Genomic DNA, 24,377 nt, shown 5'->3' with positions numbered 1-24,377 from the left:
CCGGACTTGTTAATGAAATTAAAAAGCAGCTCTCGCCGTAGGCACCGCATCCAGCGACGTAAAGTCGCCCGCCAGATATTTATAGTAGGCGGTAATAGCAATCATACCCGCATTATCAGTACAGTACTCGAATTTAGGAATAAACGTGCGCCAGTGGTGTTTCCGGCCATATTCCGTTAACGCAGTCCGCAACCCGCTGTTGGCGCTCACGCCGCCGGCAATGGCAATATCGCGGATACCTGTTTCTTCAGATGCCTTCACCACCTTATTCAGCAATATGCTTACAATACGGTGCTGGATAGACGCACAGATATCAGGCAGGTTTTGCGCAATAAATGCAGGATCTTTCTGCTGGTTCTCCTGCAGGAAATAAAGGATCGCCGTTTTCAATCCGCTGAAACTGAAGTTCAGATCGGGGATCCGTGGCTCGGGGAACTTAAACCGCGTGGGATTACCGGTTTGGGCGTATTTATCTATCAACGGGCCGCCGGGATACGGCAAACCCAATATCTTGGCACTTTTATCAAAAGCTTCTCCGGCAGCATCATCCAGCGTTTCACCAATCACCCGCATGCTCAGCGGGCTTTCACATAAAACGATCTGGGTATGACCACCAGATACCGTTAAGCATAAAAAGGGAAAGTCGGGTTTGGGATCATCAATAAAGTTAGCCAGTACATGTGCCTGCATATGATGCACGCCTATCAGGGGGATATCCAGCGCCATCGCCATTGATTTGGCGAAGCAGCTGCCCACCAGCAGGGAACCGATCAAACCGGGTGATTGGGTAAAGGCAATCGCACTCAGCTCTTCCCGCTTTACCCCCGCGGTTTTCAGCGCGATGTCTACCACCGGCACTATATTCTCCTGGTGCGCGCGGGAAGCCAGCTCCGGCACCACGCCACCATATTGCTCATGTACCTTCTGACCGGCAATATGATTGGATAACACCTGCCCGTCCACGATCACTGCTGCTCCTGTATCATCACAGGACGACTCTATAGCTAATATTTTAACCGACATAAGGCGCAAAATTAATAAAAAAGGCGGGAAAACCCCGCCTGTACAACAGTCACACTGTTGCCCGTTATGTATAATGCCTGCTTAGTTACTACGGATGGCCACCACTGGATCCAGCTTACTGGCTGTATAGGCCGGGATAAAGCCCGCGAGCAGCCCCACCAGGGCAGATATGCTCAACCCGAATATTACCGAACCCGCGGACAGCACCATCTCAAAGGTACCAGACAGGTTAATAATTAATGTAAGAAAATAAACCAGCAGCAAACCAAAAGTACCTCCCAGTAAACACAAACTCACCGCTTCCAGCAAAAACTCCATCAGGATAATACCCCGGCGCGCTCCTATGGCCTTTTTCAAACCAATGATGTTGGTCCGTTCCTTTACCGTTACAAACATAATATTCGCAATACCAAAAGCCCCTACTATCAATGCAAAGATGGCAATCATTCCCCCGCCCATATTGATCGCTGCAAACATCGCATTCAGGCTGTCGTTAGCGGTACTGATTTCATTCAGGGAAAAATCATCCTCTTCTTTCGGCCTTAACCGGTGAGACGCGCGCACCACTCCTCTCAGCTCATCTTTCAGCTGATCCATACTCACATTGGGTTTAGCCTTTATCAGGATATACGGGTCCGCAAAACGGCGTTCATCCACCACTGTACGGGCAAAGCGGTAAGGCAGTATAATGGCATTGTCGTACCCGATGCCGCCAATCATGCTCTCCCCCTTCTTCTTCAGCACCCCAATGATCTTTACATCCCTGCCGGCCACTTTCACCACCTTGCCCATAGCCGCTTCCGGCGAAGGGAAAAGCCCGTCCCAGATGGTAAAGCCCAGGATCGCCACATTGGTGCCGCTGTTACTTTCACTGTTGGCAAAGAAACGGCCGTCGAGAATCTGTAAGGTCTGTATCTGGTCAAAGTCGTTTGTCACCGCCATCATCGTCACTCCATCCATATAATCATCTCCATATTCTACCTTCTTATTGCCCGATTCAAAATTGAAAGAAGCAAAACTGGCACTCTGCACCTTATCCTGTATGGGTTTGAGATCCTTATATTCCGGCTCCGGGCGGTTCATATATTTCCACCAGGGATATTCCCCGTTGCCGCCCCAGGGCCACTTCTGCATATATACCACATCGTCGCCCAAATCGGCCAGATCCTTTCTGATGTTGTGTTCCAGGCTACCGGTAAGCGTAAATACCGCGATGATACAGAAGATGCCAATGGTAATTCCAAACAACGATAAAAAAGTGCGCAGCTTATTCACCCGCAGCTCCTGCATCGCCATTTTGAAACTATTCCATAATATTTTAAGGGTTGCTATCATATTCCAAATTTAGCGGATTTATCGGCACGGGCAGCGCCAATAAACACGAAATATAGCCGGACAAAAAATTTAGTTACCTTTGCTGCCATTTTTCGGATATTTATGAAGTACGCTAACGAAATCAGTAAAAGAAAATCCTTTGCTATCATCGCTCACCCGGATGCCGGTAAAACTACGCTGACAGAGAAATTCCTCCTGTTTGGCGGCGCTATTCAAACAGCCGGTGCGGTGAAGTCCAATAAAATAAAGAAGCACACCACTTCGGATTTCATGGAAATTGAAAGGCAGAGAGGTATCTCCGTAGCCACTTCCGTTATGACCTTCGAATACCGCGACATCCTCGTTAACCTCCTGGATACGCCCGGTCACAAGGACTTTGCGGAAGATACCTACCGTACGCTGACTGCCGTAGACAGCGTGGTACTGGTGATCGACTGCGTAAAAGGGGTGGAAGAACAAACGGAAAGACTCATGGAAGTATGCCGCATGCGCGATACACCCGTGATCATCTTCGTCAACAAAATGGACCGTGATGGTAAATATCCGTTCGATCTCCTGGATGAACTCGAAGAGAAACTCAACATCCGGGTACGGCCTCTCAGCTGGCCCATTAATATGGGCAGCGACTTTAAAGGCGTTTACAACCTGTACGATAAAAGCCTCGTAGCTTTCCTGCCCAACAAGAAAGCCACAGACGAAGACGTGGTGCCGCTCACAGATCTCAGCAGCAGCTACGTTGATGAACACTTTAACGCAAAAGACGCCGCACAGCTGCGCGGCGATGTGGAACTGATCGAAGGCGTGTACGATGCCTTCAACAGGGAAGATTACCTCGCCGGTAAACTGGCGCCCGTTTTCTTTGGCAGTGCCGTAAACAATTTCGGGGTGAAAGACCTGCTGGATACGTTTGTGGACATCGCGCCCATTCCGCGTAACCGCACCGCTACCACCCGCGAAATAGACGTAAACGAAGATAAATTCAGTGGATTCATTTTTAAGATCCATGCCAACCTCGATCCGCGCCACCGCGACCGTATCGCCTTCCTCCGCGTTTGCTCCGGTAAGTTTGAAAGAAATAAATTCTATCACCATGTTCGTTTAGACAAAGACGTTAGGTTCAGCAACCCTTACAGCTTCCTGGCCCGCGAAAAGAACGTGGTAGACGACGCCTATCCCGGCGACGTGGTAGGTTTGTTTGACACCGGCAACTTCAAGATCGGCGATACTCTCACGGAAGGGGAAAACTTTTACATCACCGGTATCCCAAGCTTCTCTCCTGAGCTGTTCAAGGAACTGGTGAATAAAGATCCGCTGAAAACAAAACAACTGGAAAAAGGTATCCGCCAGCTTACAGATGAAGGCGTGGCACAGCTGTTTACCCAGCATGGTGGCAACCGCAAAATCATTGGCTGCGTGGGCGACCTGCAGTTTGAAGTAATCCAGTACCGCCTGCTCCAGGAGTACGGCGCCGCCTGTCAGTTCAATACCCTGCCTTTCTACAAGGCATGCTGGCTCACCGGTCCGAAAGAAAAGATCGAAGAATTCATCCGCTTTAAATCTTCCAACATCGTGGAAGATAAAGACGGTCATATCGTATACCTGGCCCAATCGGAATGGTACCTGAATACCGAACGCACCAACAACCCCGATATCCAGTTCAACTTTACATCAGAAATTCATAAATAGGCATACTGCTTTTGCCGTTGGCTTCTTCAGAAGCTAACGGCAAAAAAAAGCCGCTTCCTGTGAACAGGCGCGGCATTACTTGTACGACCAACTCAAATTATTGCTTTATTGAGAATATTTTGATTTAGGTGTGTATCGTGTGTGTTATACAAAAATAGGCACAGGCATCCACTCCCCTTTCTCGAAGTGGGAAAATGATTTACGCAATCGGGAATCTTTATTCGGGAGAAATAGAATACTGGAAAATGTATTCCTCTGTAGTACCGTCCCGCACGCCTTCTACGCGGGCATCCAGGTGCCTGGCATCTTTAAAACGGTAAGTAATTTTCCTGGGGAAATCATTGTTCAGGTCTTCCGCCACAAAACCAATAGCTTTCAAAACCCGCAGTTTCAGGTGTATGGTAGCTGGCTTGTCCTGCCCTTCATAGGCAGGAATATAAAAGATATCGGCTCCTCTTCTCACCAGCTGCATGGACTGTTGTAAGGCGCTGTCCGCCCCCACTACCCGCCAGGTTTTTCCTTTCCAGGTAGAATCGTTGATCCGGCTCCAGGTTTCCACGATGGTGCTTTTGCGGGTGTTCATCTTCCAGGTGCCCTCCAGCTTGTCCAGGAAACGGAAATCAGCAGGACTTACCTGGCCGGCTGCCCGCAGGCTGCCGGCCAGTAACAGGATCAGCAGCAGGTAACTACTGCTGTACCACCGCTTCTTCGCCATAGATCTGTTGTTTGTATTTGAGAGAAGGAGAAGTCAGTAAAGGTCCGATACCCAGCTCAGGCCATTTGGTATCCACTTTCCGGATGGTAGCGTCGTCCGCTACAATGATATTGGGCCAGTCGCGCTCAAAATTGTCCAGCAGCCTGGTTTTCAGCGTGCCGTCCATACCAATGCCGCCAATATATTTACCGGGTTCACCGGAAGGTACACGAACAATAAAGCTGTCGCGCTTAGGGTCCAGGTTATTGCAGAAACGCCATAATGCAGACGCCAGATCGCTTACATCCACCGTGTGCTCCACAAAAAGGATCATCTTAACGCCTGCCAGCGCGGGCAGGGTATACAGCTGTTCATTCAGCTCCCGTACATGCGAAGGGCGTGCCTTTTCCACCGCTACCAGGATACAGGAAATATCCAGCGGCAGCAGTGAAGCGTTGATGCCTTTGATTTCCGGGAACTGCTGCATGATGGCGGCAGTATCCAGCTGGCGCGGAGCCGGAACGGATATAAAAGTAGTGTCCTGCTCTTCTTCATATTTACGGGTACCATCGATACACATTTTACCGCCAAAGCCCATTTTGGAGCAGGAGTGGTCCAGTACATCCATCGGTCCCTGGCTCAGGTAGATGTCGGAAGCGGGGTTCAGGTGTTGGAAGACATACTGCGCCAGTTGCTTATAATCGGTGATCTTTGTGCCGTCGTCTGTTACTACCAGGATCTTGTTAAACATCATCTGCCCGGCGCCCCACATGGCATTCATCACCTTCTGCGCCTGCCCGGCATAATCTTTTTTGATCTGCGCAATCACCAGGTTATGAAACACGCCTTCCACGGGCATTTCCATATTGATGATTTCAGGTACCAGCGTCATTTTAATAGGCGCCAGGAAAATACGTTCGGTGGCTTTACCTATCCAGGCATCTTCCTGCGGAGGAATGCCTACTATCGTCGACGGATATACGGCGTCTTTGCGGTGCGTAATAGCCGTTACATGAAATTTAGGATACCAGTCGGCCAGTGAATAATACCCGGTATGATCCCCGAAAGGGCCTTCCCAGATGAGTTCTTCAGAAGGTTCCACATAACCTTCAATCACAAAATCCGCATCTGCGGGTACTTCTATTTCCGGTTGGGTAATACACTTCACCAGCTCCACTTTCTTCTTACGGAGAAAACCGGCCAGCATATATTCATCCACGTTTTCCGGGAGTGGTGCGGTAGCGGAGTAAGTATAAACAGGATCTCCGCCCAATACTACGGCAACGGGCATACGCTTATTCAGCTTCTTGTACTCCATGAAGTGTTTTGCGGATACTTTATGTTTATGCCAGTGCATGCCGGTCATATCTTTTTCAAATACCTGCATGCGGTACATCCCTACGTTGCGGGTACCGGTAAGCGGGTCTTTGGTATGGATCACAGGCAGGGTGATAAAAGGGCCGCCGTCTTTAGGCCAGCAGGTAAGCACCGGCAACTTGCTGAGATCCGGGTTAGCCATAACCACTTCCTGGCAGCTGCCTTTTCCGCTTACTACCTTTGGCATCCAGGAAGCAAACTGTCCGAGCTTTGGCAGCAGGGCCAGTTTATCAAGTATACTTTCCTTTGGTTTGGATAATAATTTAAAGAGATTTTCAATTTCACCGGCTACATCGTCCAGTTCACTCACGCCCAGCGCCAGGCACATACGCTTGTAACTGCCCATAGAGTTGATCAGCACGGGGAAGTCGGTACCGGTATTTTCAAACAGCAGGGCTTTGCCCCCGTCGGGCGATTTGCTGACCCTGTCCGTTATTTCAGCGATTTCCAGTTTAGGGTCCACATAAGTTTTTATGCGCACCAGTTCTCCAGCCTGTTCCAGCGTGTCTATAAAGTGTCTGAGATTTTTATATGCCATGTTTGGATCTTATTACCAATCAACAAAAGTAACCATCCCGCACCGCAATAAAAAATGCCCCCCATGTAAATATGGGAGGCATCTCATTTATTCCATTTTCAGTTATCAGTTCACTATGGTAACACCCGCGTGGAATACGGCTCTTGGCCTTGATGGGTAGTAGCGTACCGGGGCTGGTACCGGAACAGGTATTACGGCCGGGTAGTAAGCCGGTCTGGCGTATACCACTCTTTGAGGGCGGTAGCAGTCGTCATACCTGTCGCGTACATACACTCTTCTGGGGCGCTCGCATCTTTCCCAGCGGTCATCATCATAACGGTCATATCCGCGTCCATGTCCATATCCGTGGCCACGTCCATGTCCCCTGTCATATCCCCTTTGTGCATAAGTGGTGAGCACAGTGCCGCCAATAAGCAGCATCAACAGCAGTACTTTTTTCATGTTTCTTTGGTTTTTAGTTCAAGATCGGTTGGCAAATAAAAGTTGTGGTGTGTTATTCATTTCAACCCGCATACCGGGCAAAAGTGGCATCTGTAACAACATAAGCAGAACCCGGATATGCAATAAAAGTATACCTGTGAGGCTTATGCGGTTTCCTATGATGCTTTTTATACGGTCTTCTATGATGATGCGGTGGTGTTGGCGGAGCCGGTGGCCGGTGATGCGGAGGCGTTGGTGGCCTGGGCAATCCTGGCGGTAACGGTGGCGCCGGCGGATGTGGTAAATGTGCCGGAGCCGGTGGCCTGGGTGGCAGTGGTGGTGCAGGCGGCCTTTGCTGTGCAGAAAGGCTCATAGAACCTGTTATCAACATCACTGAAGCTATATTTAAAAACTTCCTCATGGCACTTCTTTTTCGTTAGTTAAAACAGGCAGTTGCACACCAACTTATTTTTGTAGCGGCTGTTGTTTCATTACTCTCTCCGCGATTTGTGATTCTGCGATCCGCCATAAGCTGGTGGCTGCATTAGTACCTGTTTGAACTCATAAATTCAACAACTATGCCAATAAAAAAAATCCCGGCGGTATGCCGGGATTGAAACTATAAATAAAGTATTAGACAGTATGACTATCAATACATTATGGTCTGAGTATCGGGCAACGGGTAGCCTTTTGTTTACCCCAGCCACTACCACCGCCCAAACGGTAAGTAATGGTAAAACCGGAAAACGCATACCAGTCTTTATATTTATCAGAACCGCGTTTGGTACCATCTGCAGGATAGGTTCCCGGCGTCACTTTACCGGTTACTTCATCGCCCCGGTAAGCCATGTCCACTGATTTCTGACCACGATAGGTCAGCAATGTATTCTGGTCTACGTAGTTGGTGCTCACATCATCCATATAATCCGTAGTGGTAGGACGCAGCCCTATTTCAAATCCAAGGGTCCAGTTATCATTGATGATCGCTTTTACACCCGCTCCAAACGGAAAGGAAAAGGAAAACAGGTCGTAAGGCTGACGGGTAGGATACTGCGGTAATCCCTGCCCTTCCGTACCCAGGGGACGAAGCCGCACGCGGTTACCCGACTGGTCTTTAGCCGTGGGATCAAATCCAAAACCACCCACCCCCACGAACACGTAAGGCGTAAACCCTTTTTCATCGAGGTCGAAAAAGTTGATTTCGCCAATCAGGCTGCCTTCAAAAATATTGGTCCGGAAACTAAGGTTACGCGCTACCAGGTCTTTGGAAGAATTAGTGCTGTCTGCGCCGGTAGCAATACCCCAGGTAAAGGATCCACGGATAGTGAGGTAACGGTTAATATCCTTTCTCACCAGCAGTCCGAGTGCAGGCCGGGTATATTTCATATCCACCCTTTGCTGGGAAAGATCCCCGCTGTAATTGCTGATACCTGCAAAAGCGCCGACATGCCAGTCCTGCGCAAAGGTGAAAAAGGGAACTGCCATGAATAACAACAGTATTCCGGTAGATTTGGAGAATTTCAATGTATTTAAGTTTAAGAGGTTAGTCCTTATTATTCGTGCAACCATTTAACGTTATTATCACAATTTTTATTTGGTGCCCCCTCCCAAACTTTCTACCGCATTTCCCGGCACATTACTTTAAAAATGTAAAAATAAACTAATAAACCAATTAACTAATAAACAATTAAACTAGCATCTTATATAAGCCCATCCTTCCTGTTGCCTTTCCACCAGGTGCGCTACAGCTGCCGGCACCACCTCCACAAAGGGAAACAGCTGATCTGTTGCCAGCTGACGGCTGTTCAGGGTATTCCGGCAAATGAGGAACCGGACGGACTGCCCATGCAGGGCCGATATTTTTTCGGGGAAAGGGTGACCATCGGGCAGCAGTAAATTCCAGGCATGACCATGTACTACCACCTCTATGGCTATACGGGTTTTTCGTTCGTTGGTATAATTAAGAAGATTATTGAGCTGCCCGAGCATAGACAGCTGGGCATCCCGTTCACCGGATGTGATTTGAAAAACTACCTGCATGCTGACAAACCTAACTAAATATTGGCAAACCCGAAAGTAATGGCATCAACATTAGGTGGATGTTATTGTCAGAGATGATTCTCTGTTCGTTTTTCATTATGCAACTCATACTGTACCTTCCTCAGCTTCTCTTCCAGCTTGCAGTACTTCTCTCTTGCCTCACGTAGCTGGTACTGTAATGAAGCCTCTTTTTGCGCCTGTTTTACAAGATTAATATTGGCTATCCGCAAAGCCTTGAAATGATGGTACAGGATTGCCCAACCCAGTAACAACAATAATGATAAAACAATGATGACGGCTACCATAAGATAAAAGGTTATACGATCATATCAATCAACTATGCTAAACCACCGGGAAATGGTGTTGCGAAGGCCGCAACTCCATAACAGGATTGATAGGACAAAATAATTCAGGCTATAAAAACTGTATGAATGGCCCCGCTGATGGTGCAAACATGACACGACAACTAAAGATATTGATTCCCGTAATTAACGGTTTGTCCATTTTAGCTTTTTCCTTTCTTTCTCCCGGGCAATCTCTCTTCCGGCAACAAATTTTCTACATATTATAAAAATACGCACTGAGTAAAAAACATATCATATTGAAAATCAATCATATAAAATGATCCAAAAATTTACTTCTCCGGTGATCATAAAAAAAATTAAATTAGGGATAATGTTCATGTAGTGATCTTCTTATCAAGGACGTAAATCAGCATGTACCGGATCCAATGAAAATCAACTAAATCCCTCATATTGTATGGCCGCCCTTCTGACCAAAGAACAACTTGAAAATTTTGCTTTACAAGGGTTATCTTATGCAGATGATCATGTCAGTGATCCCTTTAATATCAGAGATGTGGCAGAACGCCTCGGTATTTCCTACTCCTACTTCTATCACAACTTTGTGAATTACATGGGAGAACCATTCTGGCACTATGTTAAACGTCACCGCCTGGAACTTGGCGCCGGCCTGCTCCGGCACAGTGGCTATAATATCGGCGAAATCAGCGAGTATTGCGGATATGCCACTACAGCAGCTTTCAGCAAAGCATTTAAACTACATTTTAAAGAAAGTCCGAAAGATTTCCGCCGCATCATTATCCTGCCCAATGAAAACAGAACGCTGCAGATCACTAAAACCATCACAGCAGCAATAGGAAATGATGCATTCCAGGAACTGTTCAATTACGACCGCTGCGAAAAACTCAGAATGCCGGATAGTATCCTGTACTACTCCTTCATTTCACGCGGCCAGGACCCGATCGCAGAAATGATCGCCCGCATGAATACCTATCATAACCTGTTTAAAAAGATGCAGACATTATACGATCTGCCGCAAAGCAGGATCATTACAGGCACCCTCGATGCTGTGCCGGTAACCAACTATGAAAAACTATCGATGTTCGCCGGATTGCTGATTCCAACATCTGCTATAGGCGCGCATATCCAGTTGCAGAAAAACCACTCTTATCTCGCTACCAAACGGATAGCAGGCGGCAACTACCTCAAACTGCCGGTGCCAATGGACTTTGCCACTGCAGGCATGCCGATGTATAATTTTATCAGTATGAACTGTAAGGAAGGCGTATTCAAAATGAGCGGGAACCACTTCTTCATCTCGCTGGACGGACCAACATACTCTGAAATATTTATCCCGCTGCTCAAAAAACATTATTAAAAAGAAAACGGAATGATCTCCTGATCATTCCGTTTGTTCCTTTTTTATTTGGTAAATACAGCCCGGAAGCAATTGGCGCTCGTATTCACCGTATCTTTCTGCGGCTTGCCCGTTCCGTAAAACTCATCCAGGAACCCCGCTGCATCCGACCAAACCGTTTGCATCATTCCCTGGAAACGCGGTTTCATCTCCTTAGTGGCACTGGCCCGGTAATCATACATGTCTTTCAGCTGCAGCTTTGCGTTGGCCGGCATCCTCCACGGACATGTGATCACCGACAGTCCTTTCATTGCCAGGTACACCGGCGTTTTATCCGGCCGCTCGTAATGCCAGTCGCAGATAACCACATCTTTTGGAACCAGGTCCACCGCACGGTGCGTATTGTTCATGCTCGCCTCCCAGGCGCCTAACCCCGTCAGCTTGCCATCCAGTAACCTGTCGCCCCACATCCACAGCTCACGCCCCTTCTGCGCCAGGTGATTCCGGATTGTCCATACCTCCCCGGCAAATAATTCGGCTTTGTCGCGGCCGCCGCAACGCGGACATTTATCTTCCCCGATATAAAACACTTCATCCATGCCTGCATGAAAGGCGGTACTCTCAAATACATCACAGATCTCATCCACCAACTCAAATACAATCTTATGTACACCCGGATGTAACGGGCAATAACTCTTGCAATACAAACCATCTGCATTTGGCCATACATAGTTCGCCGGCATCTTTACCCAGGGCGTTTCATCAAAATCAGGATATACCTTCAGCAGGTTGCTGGTAGTACCAGCCCACGACTGATGACCCAGCAGGTTAATCTGCGGAATCAGCCGGATGTTATGCTTACGGCAGGTTTGCACCAGCTGCTTTACCTGTTGTTCAGTTAAGCCGCCGGCATCACGCAGTTCCGGGTGCGACTTAAACTGGTAATTAAAATCAACACGCAGCACCAATGTGTTGATATGCCGCGGCGCCAGCTCTGTGTCAATAAATTTCAGGAATGGGGCCAGTCCTTCCGCTCTGGGCGCAGCTATACAAAAACCACGAACAGGCAAAGTATCGGCCGGCAGGGGATTTGCAAAGGAAAGGGAGCTACTGCCGCAAACGAGCAGTAAAAGGGCAAACAGTTTTTTCATAACGCTTAAATTTTTACAGGCATGTCGTAAAATAATAAAAGCAGTGCGCAACTGCAACCTTTTCACCGGAACAAATGTATAATGAGCATTCTAATGTTATACACTTTGATTTTTAATATCTTTGATAAAAGCACTACCTCTATGAACGAGATCAAACTACCGTTTACTGCCCGTCTCACTTTTACCCTGTTTTCGATCATTCTCATTATATATATAGCCCATGTTGGCAGCGGTATTATTGTTCCGTTGATGTTTGCCATGCTTATCGCCATCATGCTGCTGCCGGTTGTTCACCAGCTGGAAAAATGGCGTCTCCCGCGGGGGCTTGCGGCCATCATAGCGGTGTTACTGTTTATCATCGGCATCCTGCTGCTGATGCTCCTCCTCGCCAAACAAATGGAAGCCTTTATCTCCGACTTCCCGCAACTGGAACAAAAACTCACGCTGGTGATCGATTCCACCCAGGATTGGATCAACACCAAATTTCATATCAACTCCAGCACACAAATGAGCTATGTGGAAAAAGCCATGATGGGCACGCTCGGAACTGCCACCAGCTTTATCAGCCAAACATTCCTGTCGCTTTCCTCCCTGCTTGTGTTCGTGGTATTTGTATTCCTGTATGCTTTCTTTATCCTCTTCTACCGCAGGTTGCTGGTATCTTTCCTGATAAAGATCTTCCAGGAACAACACCGCGAGAAATTACTCACCGTAATCGCCAGCACACGCACCATTATTAAAAGCTATGTAGGCGGACTGATGATAGAAATGGTCATTGTAGCTATTCTTAACACTGTGCTGTTCTTTATCCTGGGTATTAAATATGCTATCCTGCTGGGCGTAATGGCCGCCATCTTTAATATCATTCCTTATGTAGGGATCTTAACGGCAGCGATTCTCATTATCCTGGTAACACTGGCTACGGGTACGCCTATACAGGCATTACAGGCAGGTGTTGCCCTGTTCCTCATCCACGTACTCGACAGCAACGTGCTTTTCCCCAGCATTGTGGGTTCCAAAGTAAAGATCAACGCATTGGTCACCATTATCGGTGTGGTGCTTGGGAATATGTTATGGGGCATCCCTGGTATGTTCCTCGCTATTCCGACCATCGCTATTATTAAAATTATTTGTCAGAATATAGAAGAGATGAGCCCCTGGGCTATTTTGCTTGGCGATGAAGCCAAACCGAAAGTAAAGAAGATCAGAAAAACGAAAATTGACGAAGCAAAGTCATAAAAAAAAGACTGTTCAATATAAAAAAAGTTGCCCCGGAAATACCGGAGCAACTTCTCACTATAAATCAACAACCAATTGCTATGATAATAACGGATCTTTCTTCAACCTGTTCTTATATACCCAGTAAAACACAACCGGGAATATAAAAAGATTAAAGAAGGTATCTGTGATCAAACCGCCTATCACCACACGCGCCAGCGGTCGCGCGGTTTCCGAACCAATTCCCATACTGGTGGCCGCAGGCAACAACCCGATCGCCGCCATCATGGCGGTCATAATCACCGGGCGTATCCTCGACTCCACCCCATCGTGAATGGCCGCCGCCAGGCTGAAATCACCTCCGCGGTGCATAGTCCGCACATTCGTTTTGAACTTCGACAGCAGGATCACACCATTCTGTACACAGATCCCAAACAACGCGATAAAACCAATACCCGCGGATATACTGAAGTTCATACCGGTAAGCCACAGCGAAAAGATCCCACCGATAATCGCAAACGGCACATTGTTCAATACCAGCAAGGCATCTTTCACCTTTCCGAAAAGTATAAACAGGATCAGGAAAATCAGCAACAAACTGATAGGTACTACCTGCATCAGCCGTTTGGTAGCCCGTTGCTGGTTCTCAAAATCACCGGCCCACTCCAGCGAGTAACCCTTTGGCAAAGTGATCTGCTCACCCACCTTCTGCTGCGCCTCCGCAATAGTGCTGCCCAGATCCCGGCCCCGTACCGAAAATTTTATGGCGCCGTAACGCATATGTTTATCATGATAGATCATACTAGGGCCCACTATATGGTCAATCTCCGCAATTTCTTTCAACGGAATCTTATTTCCCCGTATAGTCGGTATGGTTAGATTCCCTATCGATACCTCGCTTTCCCGGAAACTCTCGGGGTAGCGTATACGAAGATCAAAGCTCTTCTCCCCCTCATAAATCCGGGTAGCAGCCTTTCCGCCAATCGCCATCTCTATCACGGAGTTGGCATCTTCTGTGGTAACCCCGTACAACGCCATCTTTTGCTGGTTCAGGTTGATGCGTAATTCCGGCTGACCAATATTACGCAGTATCCCCAGGTCCTCAATACCGTGCACTCCTTTCAGGATCTTCTCTATCGATTCTTCTTTGTCTTCTATCAGCTTAAAATCATCTCCGAATAACTTCACTACAATAGAGCCCTTTACACCGGAAACCGCTTCCTCTACATTATCCATGATTGGCTGGGAAAAATTCAGGGTAATACCTGGAATACCCGCCAGCTTTCCATTCATCTGCTCTATCAACCGGGCCTTCGATACCCCGCTCTTCCACTCACTTTGCGGGTAAATGTCTACGTGAAATTCAATATTATAAAACCCCGTAGCATCTGTACCATCATTGGGCCGCCCCGTTTGAGACATCACCTGCTTCACTTCCGGAAAGGTGAGCAGCTTCCGCCTGATATCATTGGCTACCTTCACCGACTCTTCCAGCGATGTGCTCAACGGTCCGGTGGCCCTGATGTAAATGGCGCCCTCATTAAGCTGTGGCAGGAATTCCGTTCCTAAAAAACGGAAACAATATAACCCAAACGCCAGTACGGCCAGCGACACGGTAAAGGCTACACGCCGGTGACGGAAACAGTAATTAAAGATGCGGAGCGTGATACGGTTAATAAACGCCAGGAAAACATTATGCTTCTCCTTTACATTCTTCCGGAGCAATACACCCGCCAGCGCGGGCACCAGTGTAAACGTAAGGATCAACGCCCCCAGTAAAGCAAAACCCAGTGTCCAGGCAAGCGGGGAAAACATCTTCCCCTCTACTTTTTCAAAAGTAAAGATGGGCAGCAACCCCGTGATGATGATCAGCTTTGCAAAAAAGATCCCCTTCCCGTTCTCCAGGCAGGCTTTCCGGATCAACCCCGCCTTGCTCAGTTTATTAAACCGCTCCATCCCCACACTATGCGCCTTCCTGTCCAGCACCACAAAAATTCCTTCCATCATCACCACGGCCCCGTCAATGATGATCCCGAAGTCGATCGCCCCCATCGACAACAGGTTAGCGCTCATCCCTTTTATCCGCAAACAAATAAACGCAAACAACAACGCCAGCGGAATCACCACAGATACAATCACCGTAGTTCGCCAGTCGGCCATAAACAGGAACACAATCACCGTTACAAAAATGATCCCCTCCAGCATGTTGTGCAACACGGTATGCGTGGAAAAATCGATCAGGTCTTCCCGGTTATAAAAGGGCTTTATCTTTACATCATCGGGCAAAATACGTGTATTCAGCTCCGTTATCTTTTGCTTCAGCGCTTTTATCACTTCCGCAGGGTTCTCTCCTTTCCGCATCACCACGATGCCTTCCACTACATCATAATCCTGGTCGCGCCCCACCTGCCCCAGCCTCGGCAGCGCCGATATGCTTACATCGGCTACATCCTTTACCAGTATGGGTGTACCGTTGATATGGTCTACAATGATGTTCTTGATTTCTTCCGTGTTATTGAGTATCCCGATCCCTCTCACTACATATGCCTGCGCATTTTTTACAATCACATCGCCTCCTACGTTGACATTACTTTTAGACAATGCCTGGTACATCTCCTGTGCCGTAATATCATACTGCACCGCTTTATCGGGATCAATGGTTACCTGGTAAATTTTCACTTCTCCCCCAAAACTTACAATATCCGCCACACCGGGCACTGATAAGAGGTTCCGCTCAATTACCCAGTCCTGCAACGTTTTCAGCTCGGCTACAGACAGCTTGCTGCTCTGAAGCGTATACCGGTAAATTTCCCCGGTAGGGCCATATGGCGGCTCTATTTCAGGATCCACGCCATCCGGCAGCGAAGCCGATGTAATATTATTATTGATCTGTTGCCGCGCAAAAGTATCATCCACGCCGTCGTCAAAAATCACTTTCACCACGGAGAGGCCGAACAGGGAAGAAGAACGGATATACGTTTTCTTTTGCGCCCGGTTCATGGCAATCTCTATCGGTCTTGTTACAAACTTCTCCACTTCTTCTGCGCTCCTGCCCTGCCATTGAGTGATGATAGTCACGGAAGTATTGGTTACATCCGGGAACGCATCTACCCCGATCTGCTTAAAGCTGATATAGCCGGCAATAGCCAATATACCGGTGGCAAAAAAAATGAAGTATTTATTGCTTAAAGAAAAAGCAAGTACGCGCTTAATAAATCTGTTCATAGTGATGGCCTTTACTGCTGATCCTTCAGCGTTTCATAAATGAATACCTGCCGGGAAGCTATCACCCGGTCGCCCTCTTGCAGGCCTGCACTTACATAGGCCCGCCCATCGCTGGTTTTATCGATCTTCACCTCTTTTACAGTCACGCCGCATTTCGCATTGGAACGTACCAGCACGTAGTATTTGTCGTGGTCAAAAATGATCCCCCTTGATGGAATGCTTACGGTATTACTATCGGAACGACGATTGGCTTTCACACGCACAAACATCTCCGGCTTTAGCAGGAAACCCGGGTTTTTCACTACCACCCTTGCTTTCATCACTTTATTTTCGGGGTCCAGTATATTGTAGATCTTGTCGATAGTACCATAGAAAATTTTATCCGGATAAGATAAAGTGCTCATCTCCACTTTATCCCCTTCCCGGATACCGGCGATGTCCGATTCAAAAATGTTGATCATCGCCCATACTTCATTGAGATCGGCCACCACAAAAATAGGATCCGTGTTATCCGGCCGCCACTGCATGCTTTCGGCGGCGCGCTTGCTGATCACAAATCCGGGTACCGGCGCTTTCACGGCATAATCCGTACGATGCCCGCCGCCATTGATATCCAGGATAGCCTGCGATTTATTATAGGCGGCTACAGCCTTATCATAGGTACTCTTTGCTTCTTCATATTCGCGCTGGGAATTCAACCCGCTTTTATAAAAAGATGCCGCCACTTCCATATTCCTTTTGGCGGTTTGCATATCATTAACGGATATACGCTGATCGGCTGTAAACCCCGCCATCTCCGGGCTTTTAATAATAGCCAGCACCTGGCCCTTTTGTACAAAATCGCCGGAATGAACTTTTACGGCAGTTACAATGCCACTCACCATCGGGAAAATGCGCGCGGTTTTATCTTCATTCTCGGTGATTTTCCCGGTAAGCAGCAGCTCATTTTCAACCGGTCGTGCAGTAGCGGTATCAACTACCAGCGTGCGGAGCAGTGAGTCTGAAAGTGACCATGAACGCGGCTCTTCAGGCGTCACTTTGCTGCCGCAGCCGGTGATGATACCACTAAGGGATATAATGATAACAATTGCAGGTATATACCGTTTTACTAAATATTGCATGTAAAGAAAATTTATCAGGGATGAAAAACAGGTGTGCCGGTGGTGTAATTGAGCGACTCCAGTGCATGTAAGCGGTCGTATTTCAGCTCGTTCATTTTGAGTACGTTGTTCCGGTAGGCATCATACAGATCTATGAATTCAAGTAACCCGATATTGTGAAGCCGGAAATTTTTCTCTACCTCATTCATCATCGTGGTGTATTCATTTTCAAAACCGGGATCAAATTCCCGCACCAGCTTTTCTGTTTGTAATGCCTGCTGCAAGCTATTCATCACTTCATGCGCCAGCTCATCTTCCTGCCCCTCCAGCTGTAGTTTGCTGCTCTCCAGCGCCGCCTGCGCGGTTTTAATATTCCCCTGGTTCCTGTTAAAAAAAGGCAATGGCATCGATACACTCAACCCGTTATAGTTACGCTCAAAGTTGCCCTGCTTATCATAGGAAACGCCCAGCTGCAGGTCGGGTACGGCCATCGACTTCTGAAGACGCACGTTCAGGTGATTATAGTTCACCGTTTCCTGCGCTATCTTCAGATCGTAGCGGTTTACCCGCGCAGTATCCAGCAATGATTGAAAGCTGTATTCCAATGCCATCGGTTTATCGCCAACGCCTTCCGGCAACACCGGCCGGATCACCGTACCCGGCGGCACTCTCATCAGCAATGCCAGATCGGACTGTGTTTCCCGGATCTCCTGCTGCAACTGCAAATGATCATGTTGCAGATCGTACAACATAGATTTGATGCGCACAATTTCCTTCGGCGCAATATTCCCTTGCGCCTGTTGAGCGGTAAACACACTCACTACCGTTTGTAAAAAAGTAATCTGGCTGGCAAATGTTTCCAGCGACTGCTCCTTGTAATAGAGATCATAAAAATTATCATGAAGAGAAAACCGGAGGGTACGCAGCAGGTCGTAGAACTGGTACTCACTCATCTTAACCCCGCTCTGGGCCAGCTTCACCGCCTTGTTGCGCTTGCCGGCCAGTTTAAACAGCTGCTCCGCCTGCAGGCTGTTCTGTCCGGCGTAAGAAAAGTCGAACCATTTCCGGGTGGTATGGTTATACAATACATTCTCAAAAGTCACCTGCGGATTATCGTACAGCTTTGCGGTGATTACGCCTGCTTTGGCCGAATCAATGCTGTAACGCTGTGTAAGTAAAGGAATATTTCTTTGCAGGAATTGCTGCTCCGCCTGTGGCAATGTTAGTGTCAGTGTATCTGTAACCTGCGCTGATGCTGTAATACGGAACACAGTGGCAAACAGTACAAGCCCTGCTAATCTATTGATCATACAACTTTTTTTCGTTGCACAAAGATGGTAAGCGTCTATTAGCAGCTTATTAGAATGAAGTTAAAACCGGGTTAGAATTTTCCGGCGGGAGTAAAGAAAATATTAAACGTGGTTCCCTGGCCTAACACACTGCTTACCGTGATGGTAGCCTTATGCAGCTGCAGGATCTTTTGTGTCATAGATAAGCCAATACCATATCCATCAAAAGGATGCGCATTATCCGCGCGGTACAGCGGCATAAAGATCTTTTCGGTATCAGTTGCCGCTATACCAATGCCACGGTCGCTTACAGACAAAGTAATACCGCTGTCGCTATAGGAAAGCCGGGCACTAACGTCACGGTTATACGAAAATTTAAACGCATTGCGGATGATGTTCTGCAACGCCAGCGTCATCAGCGAACGGTTGCCGCGGATACAAAGCAGGGCAGCATCTTCCGGAAGGCCGCTGAGTTGTACATGCAGCTGCAGCGGTGGTGATTTATGACGCCAGTACTCTGCCAGTTCCCACAATAATTCATCCAGCCGGATCAATTCACTGTTGGCTTCCGTTAAATTGGCATCTACTCTTGTAAGCTGCAACAGCCCATCCGTAATGATCTTCAGCTTCTCCGACTCACCGAGCAAAGTACCCAGCGTTTGTACATATTCTTCCCGGCTCCGGCTGTTCTGCAGCGTGACTTCTATCTCCCCGATAATAGTGGTTAATGGTGTACGCAGCTCATGAGAAGCATTGGACACAAAAGAACGCTGCATATCAAAAGCCTGTTCCAGGTGTTGCAAAAGACCATTAAAATTAGTGGCCAGTTCATCTATTTCATCTTTATTCAATCCCTGCTGCACCCGCATGTGCAGGTTGTTGGAGCGGATCTTCTGCACCTGCCGGTTAATGCTTTTGATGGGCTCCAGCGCCCTGCTGGCATACCACTGCCCCATCAGGAAAGTGATCAGCAATGCTGCAAAAAACATCACGATCAGTATCCATAAAAGATACTGCAGCTGCTGGATACCAGCTGTATTACGCGCGGTTACAATCACTACAAAGTCGCCCTGGTTATCGGGATAATAGATCCCCAATCCCGACTCTTCCTGGAAACGGAAGCGGTACACTTCCCTGTGACGGATGGTTTCCAGCAGCGACACCGGCCAGTTGTACCTTGTTTTTTCAATGAACACTGCCTGGTTATGCTGATCATAAATATTACTGAATTCATCGGGTATCCGTTCCCGGTAGCTCTTCTCTATTTCGAGGAATTTCTTCTTCGTCAGCTCGTCCTTTTCCAGGTACACCTGCGCCGTTACCAATGCACGCATCTGCAACAGCTTATAAAAACTGTTCTGGATGTATTGGGCAGATAACAGGTATATCAGTACGAAAACAACCGTAAGGATAATACCCGAAATCAGGGTAAACTGCAGTGATAGCCGGTGCCGGATCTTCATAAGCTTATTTCTGTTTCATCACATAACCCATTCCAACTACGGTGTGGATCAGCTTTTCGCCGGTAAAGCCTTTTTCAATTTTATTCCGGAGATAATTAACGTATACATCAATGGTGTTGGTGCCCGTGTCAAACTCCAGGCCCCATACGGCTTCAGAGATGAGCGCGCGGGAAAGCACCTTGCCCGTATTGCGGAGCAGCAGTTCCAGCAACGCATATTCCTTGGCAGTGAGCACAATTTCCTGTCCTTCGCGGCTGGCAGTTTTGGTATGGGTATTCAGCTGAAGGTCCGCAAACGTAAGCACCGCCTGCTCCTGGTGGAAATGACTTTTTCTTCTCGACAACGCATTGATACGGGCTATCAGCTCGGAAAAATGAAAAGGCTTGGCGAGATAGTCGTCGGCGCCGGCATTGAGTCCTTCTACAATATCCTGCGTGGCATTTAACGCTGTGAGCATTAATATAGGTACACTGATTTCCAGTGCGCGCAGATTTTTACATACAGCCGTTCCGTTTATACCCGGCAACATCAGGTCCAGTAAAATAAGATCGTAATCCTGTTCCAGGGCAGCCTGCTGACCGGCAATTCCATTTGTATGCACATCCACCTGGTGGTGATGCTCTTCCAGCCCGCGTTTGATGAAAGCGCCCACTTTAACTTCATCTTCTATAACCAGTATTTTCATATCAAAAAATTATAAGCAATAACCCCTGCAAAAGTAGGATTGTTTACCCGGGCGGGCATTAAAGCGGGATTAAAATCGAGGTTCCTATGGACAATTTCGCAATATCTGTTAGCTTTGCTCCAACCTAAACCGGCAACCGTATCATGCATTTACCCGTTTTAAGTACCGGCGACCTGGTGCTGAGACCCATAGAAGATAAGGATACCGCCGCCCTCTTCAGACATTTTTCAGATGATGCGGTCACAAAATATATGGACATTGATTCTTTTTCCAATATCAGTGAAGCCACACATATTATACAGTTCTTCCGCCAAAGCCTGGAAAAGGAAGAAGGCATGCGATGGGCCATCACACTGGCCGGAAAGGACGAACTGATAGGCACCTGCGGATATCACAAAATCAACAAAACACATTTCAAAGCGGAAATCGGGTACGACCTGCAACCGGTTTACTGGGGCAAAGGCGTGATGAAAGAAGCCATCAGCGCCATGCTCACTTATGGCTATGAGGAATTACAGTTCAACCGCATTGAAGCCTTTGTGGACCCGGAAAACCAGGCGTCTTCCAAATTGTTAAGCAGACTGGGATTCCGGTATGAAGGTTTTTTAAGAGATGCCTTCTTTGAAAAAGGAAAATTTGTAAACGCAGAACTCTACAGTCTTTTAAGACACGAACATACACGGGAATCTATTTTCTAATTATTATATACCATGAGCTTACAATTCCGGCATGCTACAGAAGCCGACCTGCCACGGATCGTTGAAATTTATAACACTACTATCGCCGGCCGGATGGTGACCGCCGATACGGCACCTGTTACCGTTGAAAGCCGGCTGCCCTGGTTTCATGCGCACAACAGCACGCACCGTCCGTTGTGGATGATAGACGATAACGGCAGCAATGTAGGCTGGCTGAGCTTTCAGTCTTTTTACGGCCGCCCCGCCTATAACGGTACCGTGGAAGTAAGTATCTACCTTGATGAAACCGCCCGTGGCAAAGGATTAGGCAAAAAAATACTGCAACATGCCATTACCGTAGCGCCGGAATTTGGTGTACAAACCCTGCTGGGTTTCATCTTTGCACACAACGAACCCAGTCTGAAACTGTTTATGAATATGGGTTTTGAAGAATGGGCGCACCTGCCGGAAATTGCGGTGCTGGATGGTGTGGAAAGAAGTTTGAAAATTTTAGGAAGAAAGATCTGACCCCGGCTACAACATTCCTTCAGTTTTCGGGGATAATTTCGGACCGTAAATCAGGAAAAATATGTGGTGGTTTTATGCATTGCTATCCGCTTTCTTCGCGGCACTAACCGCTATCCTCGCCAAAATCGGGGTAGCGGATATTCCTTCCAATCTGGCCACAGCCATCAGAACTATCGTGATATTGGTGCTGGCCTGGGCCATTGTATTTGCAAGAGGGGAATATAAAAGTTTCGGCGCCGTATCAAAACACGGACTGCTCTTCCTCGTATTATCCGGCATTGCTACCGGCTGTTCGTGGATCTTTTATTTCAAGGCACTCCAAATCGGCAAAGTATCACAGGTAGCACCGGTGGACAAGCTCAGTGTAGCGCTCACCATAATCCTGTCAGCCATTTTCCTGCATGAAGCGCTCACCTGGAAAACAGCCATCGGCGCCGGACTCATTATAGCCGGTACATTGGTGCTCATCTTAAAATAAAATCAAAAAAATCAGCGTAATCCTGGGAAAGACAACCTCCGCGGCATTTACTCCGCTTCTATTTTGTACACACAACGGCGGGCGCCGTTGATAATGTGTTCCATCCGCGACACATTCATTTTTTCTCCGAGTATGCTGACAAACGTCCTCATCTCGGAAGTACAGATATTATCACATTCTGTGGCGGCACAGCAAATGGGACAGTGATTCTCTATAAAATAATAGGTATCGCCTTCTTTTTTCCATTCAGCCAGGTAGCCTTCCCCGGAACGGATGGCCGCAAACGAGGTAAGCCGGTTTTCAATACCGTTAACCCCTTCCAGGGCACTGCTGTATTTTTCCAGCTGGCTTTTCTCCCGGGCGTTCACTACGTTATCGAGCGCTTCCTTACCCAGCACATTCTTAATGGTCTGGATCAGCTGAAGGGTGAGTTCGGTATGTGTGTCGGGAAAACGGGCATTACCCAGGGGGGTAAGGCTCCATATTAAAACAGGCCGTCCTACGCCCTTGGAAGCACTTTCCGATTGCACCAATCCTTCTTCTGCCAGTTTGAGCAGTTGAAGCCTGGCGCCCTCTCCGGTAATACCCAATTCATTGGCCAATTCTGCTGCAGACAGCGGTCCCCGGGTCTTGAGCAACGTCAAAAACCGTTCGGCAGCATTCTTGGTTCGTATTGGATAATTTTCCAAGTTCTTACTTGTTTTATTCTCAAATATCGGTATTTTTGTGAAAGCTAAAAAAAAGATTTTGGGATTTTGGTGAGTTTATGAGATCCTTCATCAAAATTTAATCTCATAATCATTTAAATCTCTAAAAGTTAAATATTAATGAACGTCCTGATATTTAATGGTGCAATAGATGATCGTCCTTATGCCACAGCCAACCAGCTGGCGGTGTATCTGACGGAACAGTTAAAAGAGAAAGGATTTTCCCCGGAGATCTTCAGTCTGGGTAACGCCCAAATCCCCTTTTTCTCCCAGGCGGAAGCAGGAACAAAACCACCCGCAGTAGACGCCATGTGCAAAGCTTTTTGCAAGGCGGATCTGCATATCTGGATGACTCCTTTATATCATGGCAGCATGACAGGCGCCATGAAAAATTGCCTGGACTGGCTCGAAATGACAAGCAAGAACCAGCGTCCTTATTTAACAGGAAAGGTTGTAGCTTTGCTGTCCTGGGCGGACGGCACCCAGGCCATGCAGGGTATAAATGCGATGGACGCAGTGGCAAAGGCACTAAGGGCATGGGTTTTACCATATTCCCTGCCTATTTTGAAAGACAACCTGTATGACCCGGAAACCCGCGGGTTCACTGAGTTCTATAAAAATAAACTGGATACGATGGTGCAGTTACTGTGTGCGGCTAAATCGCATGTAGTGGCTGGTATTGAAGGATAAACAGATAAGGAAGGCCGGGAAACCGGTAAATAGCTAATTAAAACAAATTCTGAGTATGATAACCGTTTCAGAAAAAGCAGGAGAATATATCAAAGCGCTGATGGAAAAAGAACATCATGCGCCGGGCACCTTTGTGCGTGTAGGCGTAAAAGGTGGTGGTTGCTCAGGTCTTGAATATGTGATGAAATTTGAAGCAACTGAAGAAGAAGGCGACCAGGTTTTTGAAGATAAAGGCGTAAAAGTAGTGGTACAAATGAAAAGCCTCCTGTACCTGTATGGTACAGAACTGGACTATTCTGATGGACTCAACGGAAAAGGCCTCTACTTTAATAATCCAAATGCAACCAGAACGTGTAGCTGCGGCGAAAGCTTTGCGGTTTAAATATTAAACTTG

24 protein-coding genes are annotated in these 24,377 nt (G+C 47.6%); 9 read left to right on the top strand and 15 right to left on the bottom strand.

Going from position 1 to position 24,377, the window contains the following annotated elements; translation table 11 throughout:
- Positions 1-18: 18 nt before the first annotated feature.
- Together tsaD and PV783_RS17815 are read right to left on the bottom strand one after the other, a co-directional pair.
- Complete coding sequence (tsaD, locus tag PV783_RS17820; RefSeq protein ID WP_420989008.1) at positions 19-1,023, bottom strand: tRNA (adenosine(37)-N6)-threonylcarbamoyltransferase complex transferase subunit TsaD; 1,005 nt, start codon at positions 1,021-1,023, stop codon at positions 19-21.
- A gap of 81 nt (positions 1,024-1,104) precedes the next feature.
- Positions 1,105-2,358 carry an ABC transporter permease gene (locus PV783_RS17815; RefSeq protein ID WP_079467700.1) on the bottom strand — a complete coding sequence of 418 codons (1,254 nt, stop codon included), beginning with the start codon at positions 2,356-2,358 and terminating at the stop codon, positions 1,105-1,107.
- Positions 2,359-2,460: 102 nt separating this feature from the next.
- On the opposite strand from PV783_RS17815, the gene PV783_RS17810 reads away from it, so the two are divergent.
- Positions 2,461-4,044 (top strand): peptide chain release factor 3, encoded by a 1,584-nt coding sequence (locus PV783_RS17810; protein ID WP_079467701.1) that lies wholly within the window; start codon positions 2,461-2,463, stop codon positions 4,042-4,044.
- A 217-nt stretch (positions 4,045-4,261) separates the two neighbouring features.
- Here PV783_RS17810 and PV783_RS17805 read toward each other — a convergent pair whose 3' ends face one another.
- From PV783_RS17805 to PV783_RS17795, 3 genes are all read right to left on the bottom strand, one after another.
- Entirely contained in the window at positions 4,262-4,759 is a 498-nt protein-coding gene (locus tag PV783_RS17805; protein WP_079467702.1) for a DUF6265 family protein, read from the bottom strand.
- Entirely contained in the window at positions 4,731-6,653 is a 1,923-nt protein-coding gene (locus tag PV783_RS17800) for a menaquinone biosynthesis decarboxylase (RefSeq protein ID WP_079467703.1), read from the bottom strand. The genes PV783_RS17805 and PV783_RS17800 overlap by 29 nt, the downstream gene beginning before the upstream one ends.
- A gap of 105 nt (positions 6,654-6,758) precedes the next feature.
- A complete protein-coding gene (locus PV783_RS17795; RefSeq protein ID WP_079467704.1) occupies positions 6,759-7,094 on the bottom strand; it encodes a hypothetical protein in 336 nt (111 codons plus the stop codon).
- Between the two features lie 192 nt (positions 7,095-7,286).
- On the opposite strand from PV783_RS17795, the gene PV783_RS17790 reads away from it, so the two are divergent.
- A complete protein-coding gene (locus tag PV783_RS17790) occupies positions 7,287-7,448 on the top strand; it encodes a hypothetical protein (RefSeq protein ID WP_159454153.1) in 162 nt (53 codons plus the stop codon).
- A 282-nt stretch (positions 7,449-7,730) separates the two neighbouring features.
- On the opposite strand, the gene PV783_RS17785 is transcribed toward PV783_RS17790, so the two are convergent.
- From PV783_RS17785 to PV783_RS17775, 3 genes are all read right to left on the bottom strand, one after another.
- Positions 7,731-8,558 (bottom strand): DUF6089 family protein, encoded by an 828-nt coding sequence (locus tag PV783_RS17785; RefSeq protein ID WP_159454154.1) that lies wholly within the window; start codon positions 8,556-8,558, stop codon positions 7,731-7,733.
- A gap of 207 nt (positions 8,559-8,765) precedes the next feature.
- The gene (locus tag PV783_RS17780; RefSeq protein WP_079467706.1) at positions 8,766-9,113 is read right to left on the bottom strand and encodes a DsrE family protein; all 348 of its coding nucleotides are present in this window, start codon (positions 9,111-9,113) and stop codon (positions 8,766-8,768) included.
- A 68-nt stretch (positions 9,114-9,181) separates the two neighbouring features.
- Complete coding sequence (locus PV783_RS17775) at positions 9,182-9,418, bottom strand: hypothetical protein (protein ID WP_079467707.1); 237 nt, start codon at positions 9,416-9,418, stop codon at positions 9,182-9,184.
- Positions 9,419-9,872: 454 nt separating this feature from the next.
- Here PV783_RS17775 and PV783_RS17770 point away from each other — a divergent pair, with 454 nt between their 5' ends.
- On the top strand, positions 9,873-10,793 hold the full coding sequence (locus PV783_RS17770; protein ID WP_420989007.1) for a helix-turn-helix transcriptional regulator: 921 nt from the start codon (positions 9,873-9,875) through the stop codon (positions 10,791-10,793).
- 44 nt (positions 10,794-10,837) lie between these two features.
- Here the strand turns inward: PV783_RS17770 and PV783_RS17765 are convergent, their stop codons facing one another.
- Positions 10,838-11,923, bottom strand: a complete 1,086-nt coding sequence (locus PV783_RS17765) for a family 20 glycosylhydrolase (RefSeq protein WP_420989006.1) — start codon at positions 11,921-11,923, stop codon at positions 10,838-10,840.
- Positions 11,924-12,064: 141 nt separating this feature from the next.
- Here PV783_RS17765 and PV783_RS17760 point away from each other — a divergent pair, with 141 nt between their 5' ends.
- Positions 12,065-13,162 carry an AI-2E family transporter gene (locus PV783_RS17760; protein ID WP_420989005.1) on the top strand — a complete coding sequence of 366 codons (1,098 nt, stop codon included), beginning with the start codon at positions 12,065-12,067 and terminating at the stop codon, positions 13,160-13,162.
- Positions 13,163-13,240: 78 nt separating this feature from the next.
- Here PV783_RS17760 and PV783_RS17755 read toward each other — a convergent pair whose 3' ends face one another.
- The 5 genes from PV783_RS17755 to PV783_RS17735 all read right to left on the bottom strand — a co-directional run bounded on the left by PV783_RS17755 (position 13,241) and on the right by PV783_RS17735 (position 20,903).
- Positions 13,241-16,366: an efflux RND transporter permease subunit gene (locus tag PV783_RS17755; RefSeq protein ID WP_420989004.1), complete on the bottom strand. Its 3,126-nt coding sequence runs from the start codon at positions 16,364-16,366 to the stop codon at positions 13,241-13,243.
- An 11-nt stretch (positions 16,367-16,377) separates the two neighbouring features.
- On the bottom strand, positions 16,378-17,487 hold the full coding sequence (locus PV783_RS17750; protein WP_420989003.1) for an efflux RND transporter periplasmic adaptor subunit: 1,110 nt from the start codon (positions 17,485-17,487) through the stop codon (positions 16,378-16,380).
- Positions 17,488-17,501: 14 nt separating this feature from the next.
- Positions 17,502-18,776, bottom strand: coding sequence for a TolC family protein (locus tag PV783_RS17745; RefSeq protein WP_336388858.1), 1,275 nt, complete (start codon positions 18,774-18,776; stop codon positions 17,502-17,504).
- A gap of 71 nt (positions 18,777-18,847) precedes the next feature.
- Positions 18,848-20,218: an ATP-binding protein gene (locus PV783_RS17740; RefSeq protein ID WP_420989002.1), complete on the bottom strand. Its 1,371-nt coding sequence runs from the start codon at positions 20,216-20,218 to the stop codon at positions 18,848-18,850.
- Positions 20,219-20,222: 4 nt separating this feature from the next.
- Complete coding sequence (locus tag PV783_RS17735; RefSeq protein ID WP_079467715.1) at positions 20,223-20,903, bottom strand: response regulator transcription factor; 681 nt, start codon at positions 20,901-20,903, stop codon at positions 20,223-20,225.
- 143 nt (positions 20,904-21,046) lie between these two features.
- Between PV783_RS17735 and PV783_RS17730 the strand changes: the two genes are divergently transcribed.
- The 3 genes from PV783_RS17730 to PV783_RS17720 all read left to right on the top strand — a co-directional run bounded on the left by PV783_RS17730 (position 21,047) and on the right by PV783_RS17720 (position 22,586).
- A complete protein-coding gene (locus PV783_RS17730; protein ID WP_079467716.1) occupies positions 21,047-21,601 on the top strand; it encodes a GNAT family N-acetyltransferase in 555 nt (184 codons plus the stop codon).
- Between the two features lie 12 nt (positions 21,602-21,613).
- Positions 21,614-22,108 carry a GNAT family N-acetyltransferase gene (locus PV783_RS17725; protein WP_420989001.1) on the top strand — a complete coding sequence of 165 codons (495 nt, stop codon included), beginning with the start codon at positions 21,614-21,616 and terminating at the stop codon, positions 22,106-22,108.
- 61 nt (positions 22,109-22,169) lie between these two features.
- Positions 22,170-22,586: an EamA family transporter gene (locus PV783_RS17720; protein WP_079467718.1), complete on the top strand. Its 417-nt coding sequence runs from the start codon at positions 22,170-22,172 to the stop codon at positions 22,584-22,586.
- A 47-nt stretch (positions 22,587-22,633) separates the two neighbouring features.
- On the opposite strand, the gene PV783_RS17715 is transcribed toward PV783_RS17720, so the two are convergent.
- Positions 22,634-23,275: a helix-turn-helix transcriptional regulator gene (locus PV783_RS17715; protein ID WP_079467719.1), complete on the bottom strand. Its 642-nt coding sequence runs from the start codon at positions 23,273-23,275 to the stop codon at positions 22,634-22,636.
- 138 nt (positions 23,276-23,413) lie between these two features.
- On the opposite strand from PV783_RS17715, the gene PV783_RS17710 reads away from it, so the two are divergent.
- Together PV783_RS17710 and PV783_RS17705 are read left to right on the top strand one after the other, a co-directional pair.
- On the top strand, positions 23,414-23,983 hold the full coding sequence (locus tag PV783_RS17710; protein WP_079467720.1) for an NADPH-dependent FMN reductase: 570 nt from the start codon (positions 23,414-23,416) through the stop codon (positions 23,981-23,983).
- Between the two features lie 55 nt (positions 23,984-24,038).
- Entirely contained in the window at positions 24,039-24,365 is a 327-nt protein-coding gene (locus PV783_RS17705; protein WP_079467721.1) for a HesB/IscA family protein, read from the top strand.
- Positions 24,366-24,377: the final 12 nt, after the last annotated feature.

Origin of the sequence: Chitinophaga sp. CC14 (assembly GCF_048957795.1) — a bacterium.
GTDB classification, from domain to species: Bacteria; Bacteroidota; Bacteroidia; order Chitinophagales; family Chitinophagaceae; genus Chitinophaga; species Chitinophaga ginsengisegetis.
The sequence above is the reverse complement of the archived record's forward strand: the minus strand, read 5'-3'. Positions and strand labels throughout refer to the sequence as shown.

Coding starts and splice junctions, on each gene's coding strand:
- tsaD (WP_420989008.1), bottom strand. CDS start 1,023: ATGTCGGTTAAAATATTAGCTATAGAGTCGTCCTGTGATGATACAGGA.
- PV783_RS17815 (WP_079467700.1), bottom strand. CDS start 2,358: ATGATAGCAACCCTTAAAATATTATGGAATAGTTTCAAAATGGCGATG.
- PV783_RS17810 (WP_079467701.1), top strand. CDS start 2,461: ATGAAGTACGCTAACGAAATCAGTAAAAGAAAATCCTTTGCTATCATC.
- PV783_RS17805 (WP_079467702.1), bottom strand. CDS start 4,759: ATGGCGAAGAAGCGGTGGTACAGCAGTAGTTACCTGCTGCTGATCCTG.
- PV783_RS17800 (WP_079467703.1), bottom strand. CDS start 6,653: ATGGCATATAAAAATCTCAGACACTTTATAGACACGCTGGAACAGGCT.
- PV783_RS17795 (WP_079467704.1), bottom strand. CDS start 7,094: ATGAAAAAAGTACTGCTGTTGATGCTGCTTATTGGCGGCACTGTGCTC.
- PV783_RS17785 (WP_159454154.1), bottom strand. CDS start 8,558: ATGGCAGTTCCCTTTTTCACCTTTGCGCAGGACTGGCATGTCGGCGCT.
- PV783_RS17780 (WP_079467706.1), bottom strand. CDS start 9,113: ATGCAGGTAGTTTTTCAAATCACATCCGGTGAACGGGATGCCCAGCTG.
- PV783_RS17775 (WP_079467707.1), bottom strand. CDS start 9,418: ATGGTAGCCGTCATCATTGTTTTATCATTATTGTTGTTACTGGGTTGG.
- PV783_RS17770 (WP_420989007.1), top strand. CDS start 9,873: ATGGCCGCCCTTCTGACCAAAGAACAACTTGAAAATTTTGCTTTACAA.
- PV783_RS17765 (WP_420989006.1), bottom strand. CDS start 11,923: ATGAAAAAACTGTTTGCCCTTTTACTGCTCGTTTGCGGCAGTAGCTCC.
- PV783_RS17760 (WP_420989005.1), top strand. CDS start 12,065: ATGAACGAGATCAAACTACCGTTTACTGCCCGTCTCACTTTTACCCTG.
- PV783_RS17755 (WP_420989004.1), bottom strand. CDS start 16,366: ATGAACAGATTTATTAAGCGCGTACTTGCTTTTTCTTTAAGCAATAAA.
- PV783_RS17750 (WP_420989003.1), bottom strand. CDS start 17,487: ATGCAATATTTAGTAAAACGGTATATACCTGCAATTGTTATCATTATA.
- PV783_RS17745 (WP_336388858.1), bottom strand. CDS start 18,776: ATGATCAATAGATTAGCAGGGCTTGTACTGTTTGCCACTGTGTTCCGT.
- PV783_RS17740 (WP_420989002.1), bottom strand. CDS start 20,218: ATGAAGATCCGGCACCGGCTATCACTGCAGTTTACCCTGATTTCGGGT.
- PV783_RS17735 (WP_079467715.1), bottom strand. CDS start 20,903: ATGAAAATACTGGTTATAGAAGATGAAGTTAAAGTGGGCGCTTTCATC.
- PV783_RS17730 (WP_079467716.1), top strand. CDS start 21,047: ATGCATTTACCCGTTTTAAGTACCGGCGACCTGGTGCTGAGACCCATA.
- PV783_RS17725 (WP_420989001.1), top strand. CDS start 21,614: ATGAGCTTACAATTCCGGCATGCTACAGAAGCCGACCTGCCACGGATC.
- PV783_RS17720 (WP_079467718.1), top strand. CDS start 22,170: ATGTGGTGGTTTTATGCATTGCTATCCGCTTTCTTCGCGGCACTAACC.
- PV783_RS17710 (WP_079467720.1), top strand. CDS start 23,414: ATGAACGTCCTGATATTTAATGGTGCAATAGATGATCGTCCTTATGCC.
- PV783_RS17705 (WP_079467721.1), top strand. CDS start 24,039: ATGATAACCGTTTCAGAAAAAGCAGGAGAATATATCAAAGCGCTGATG.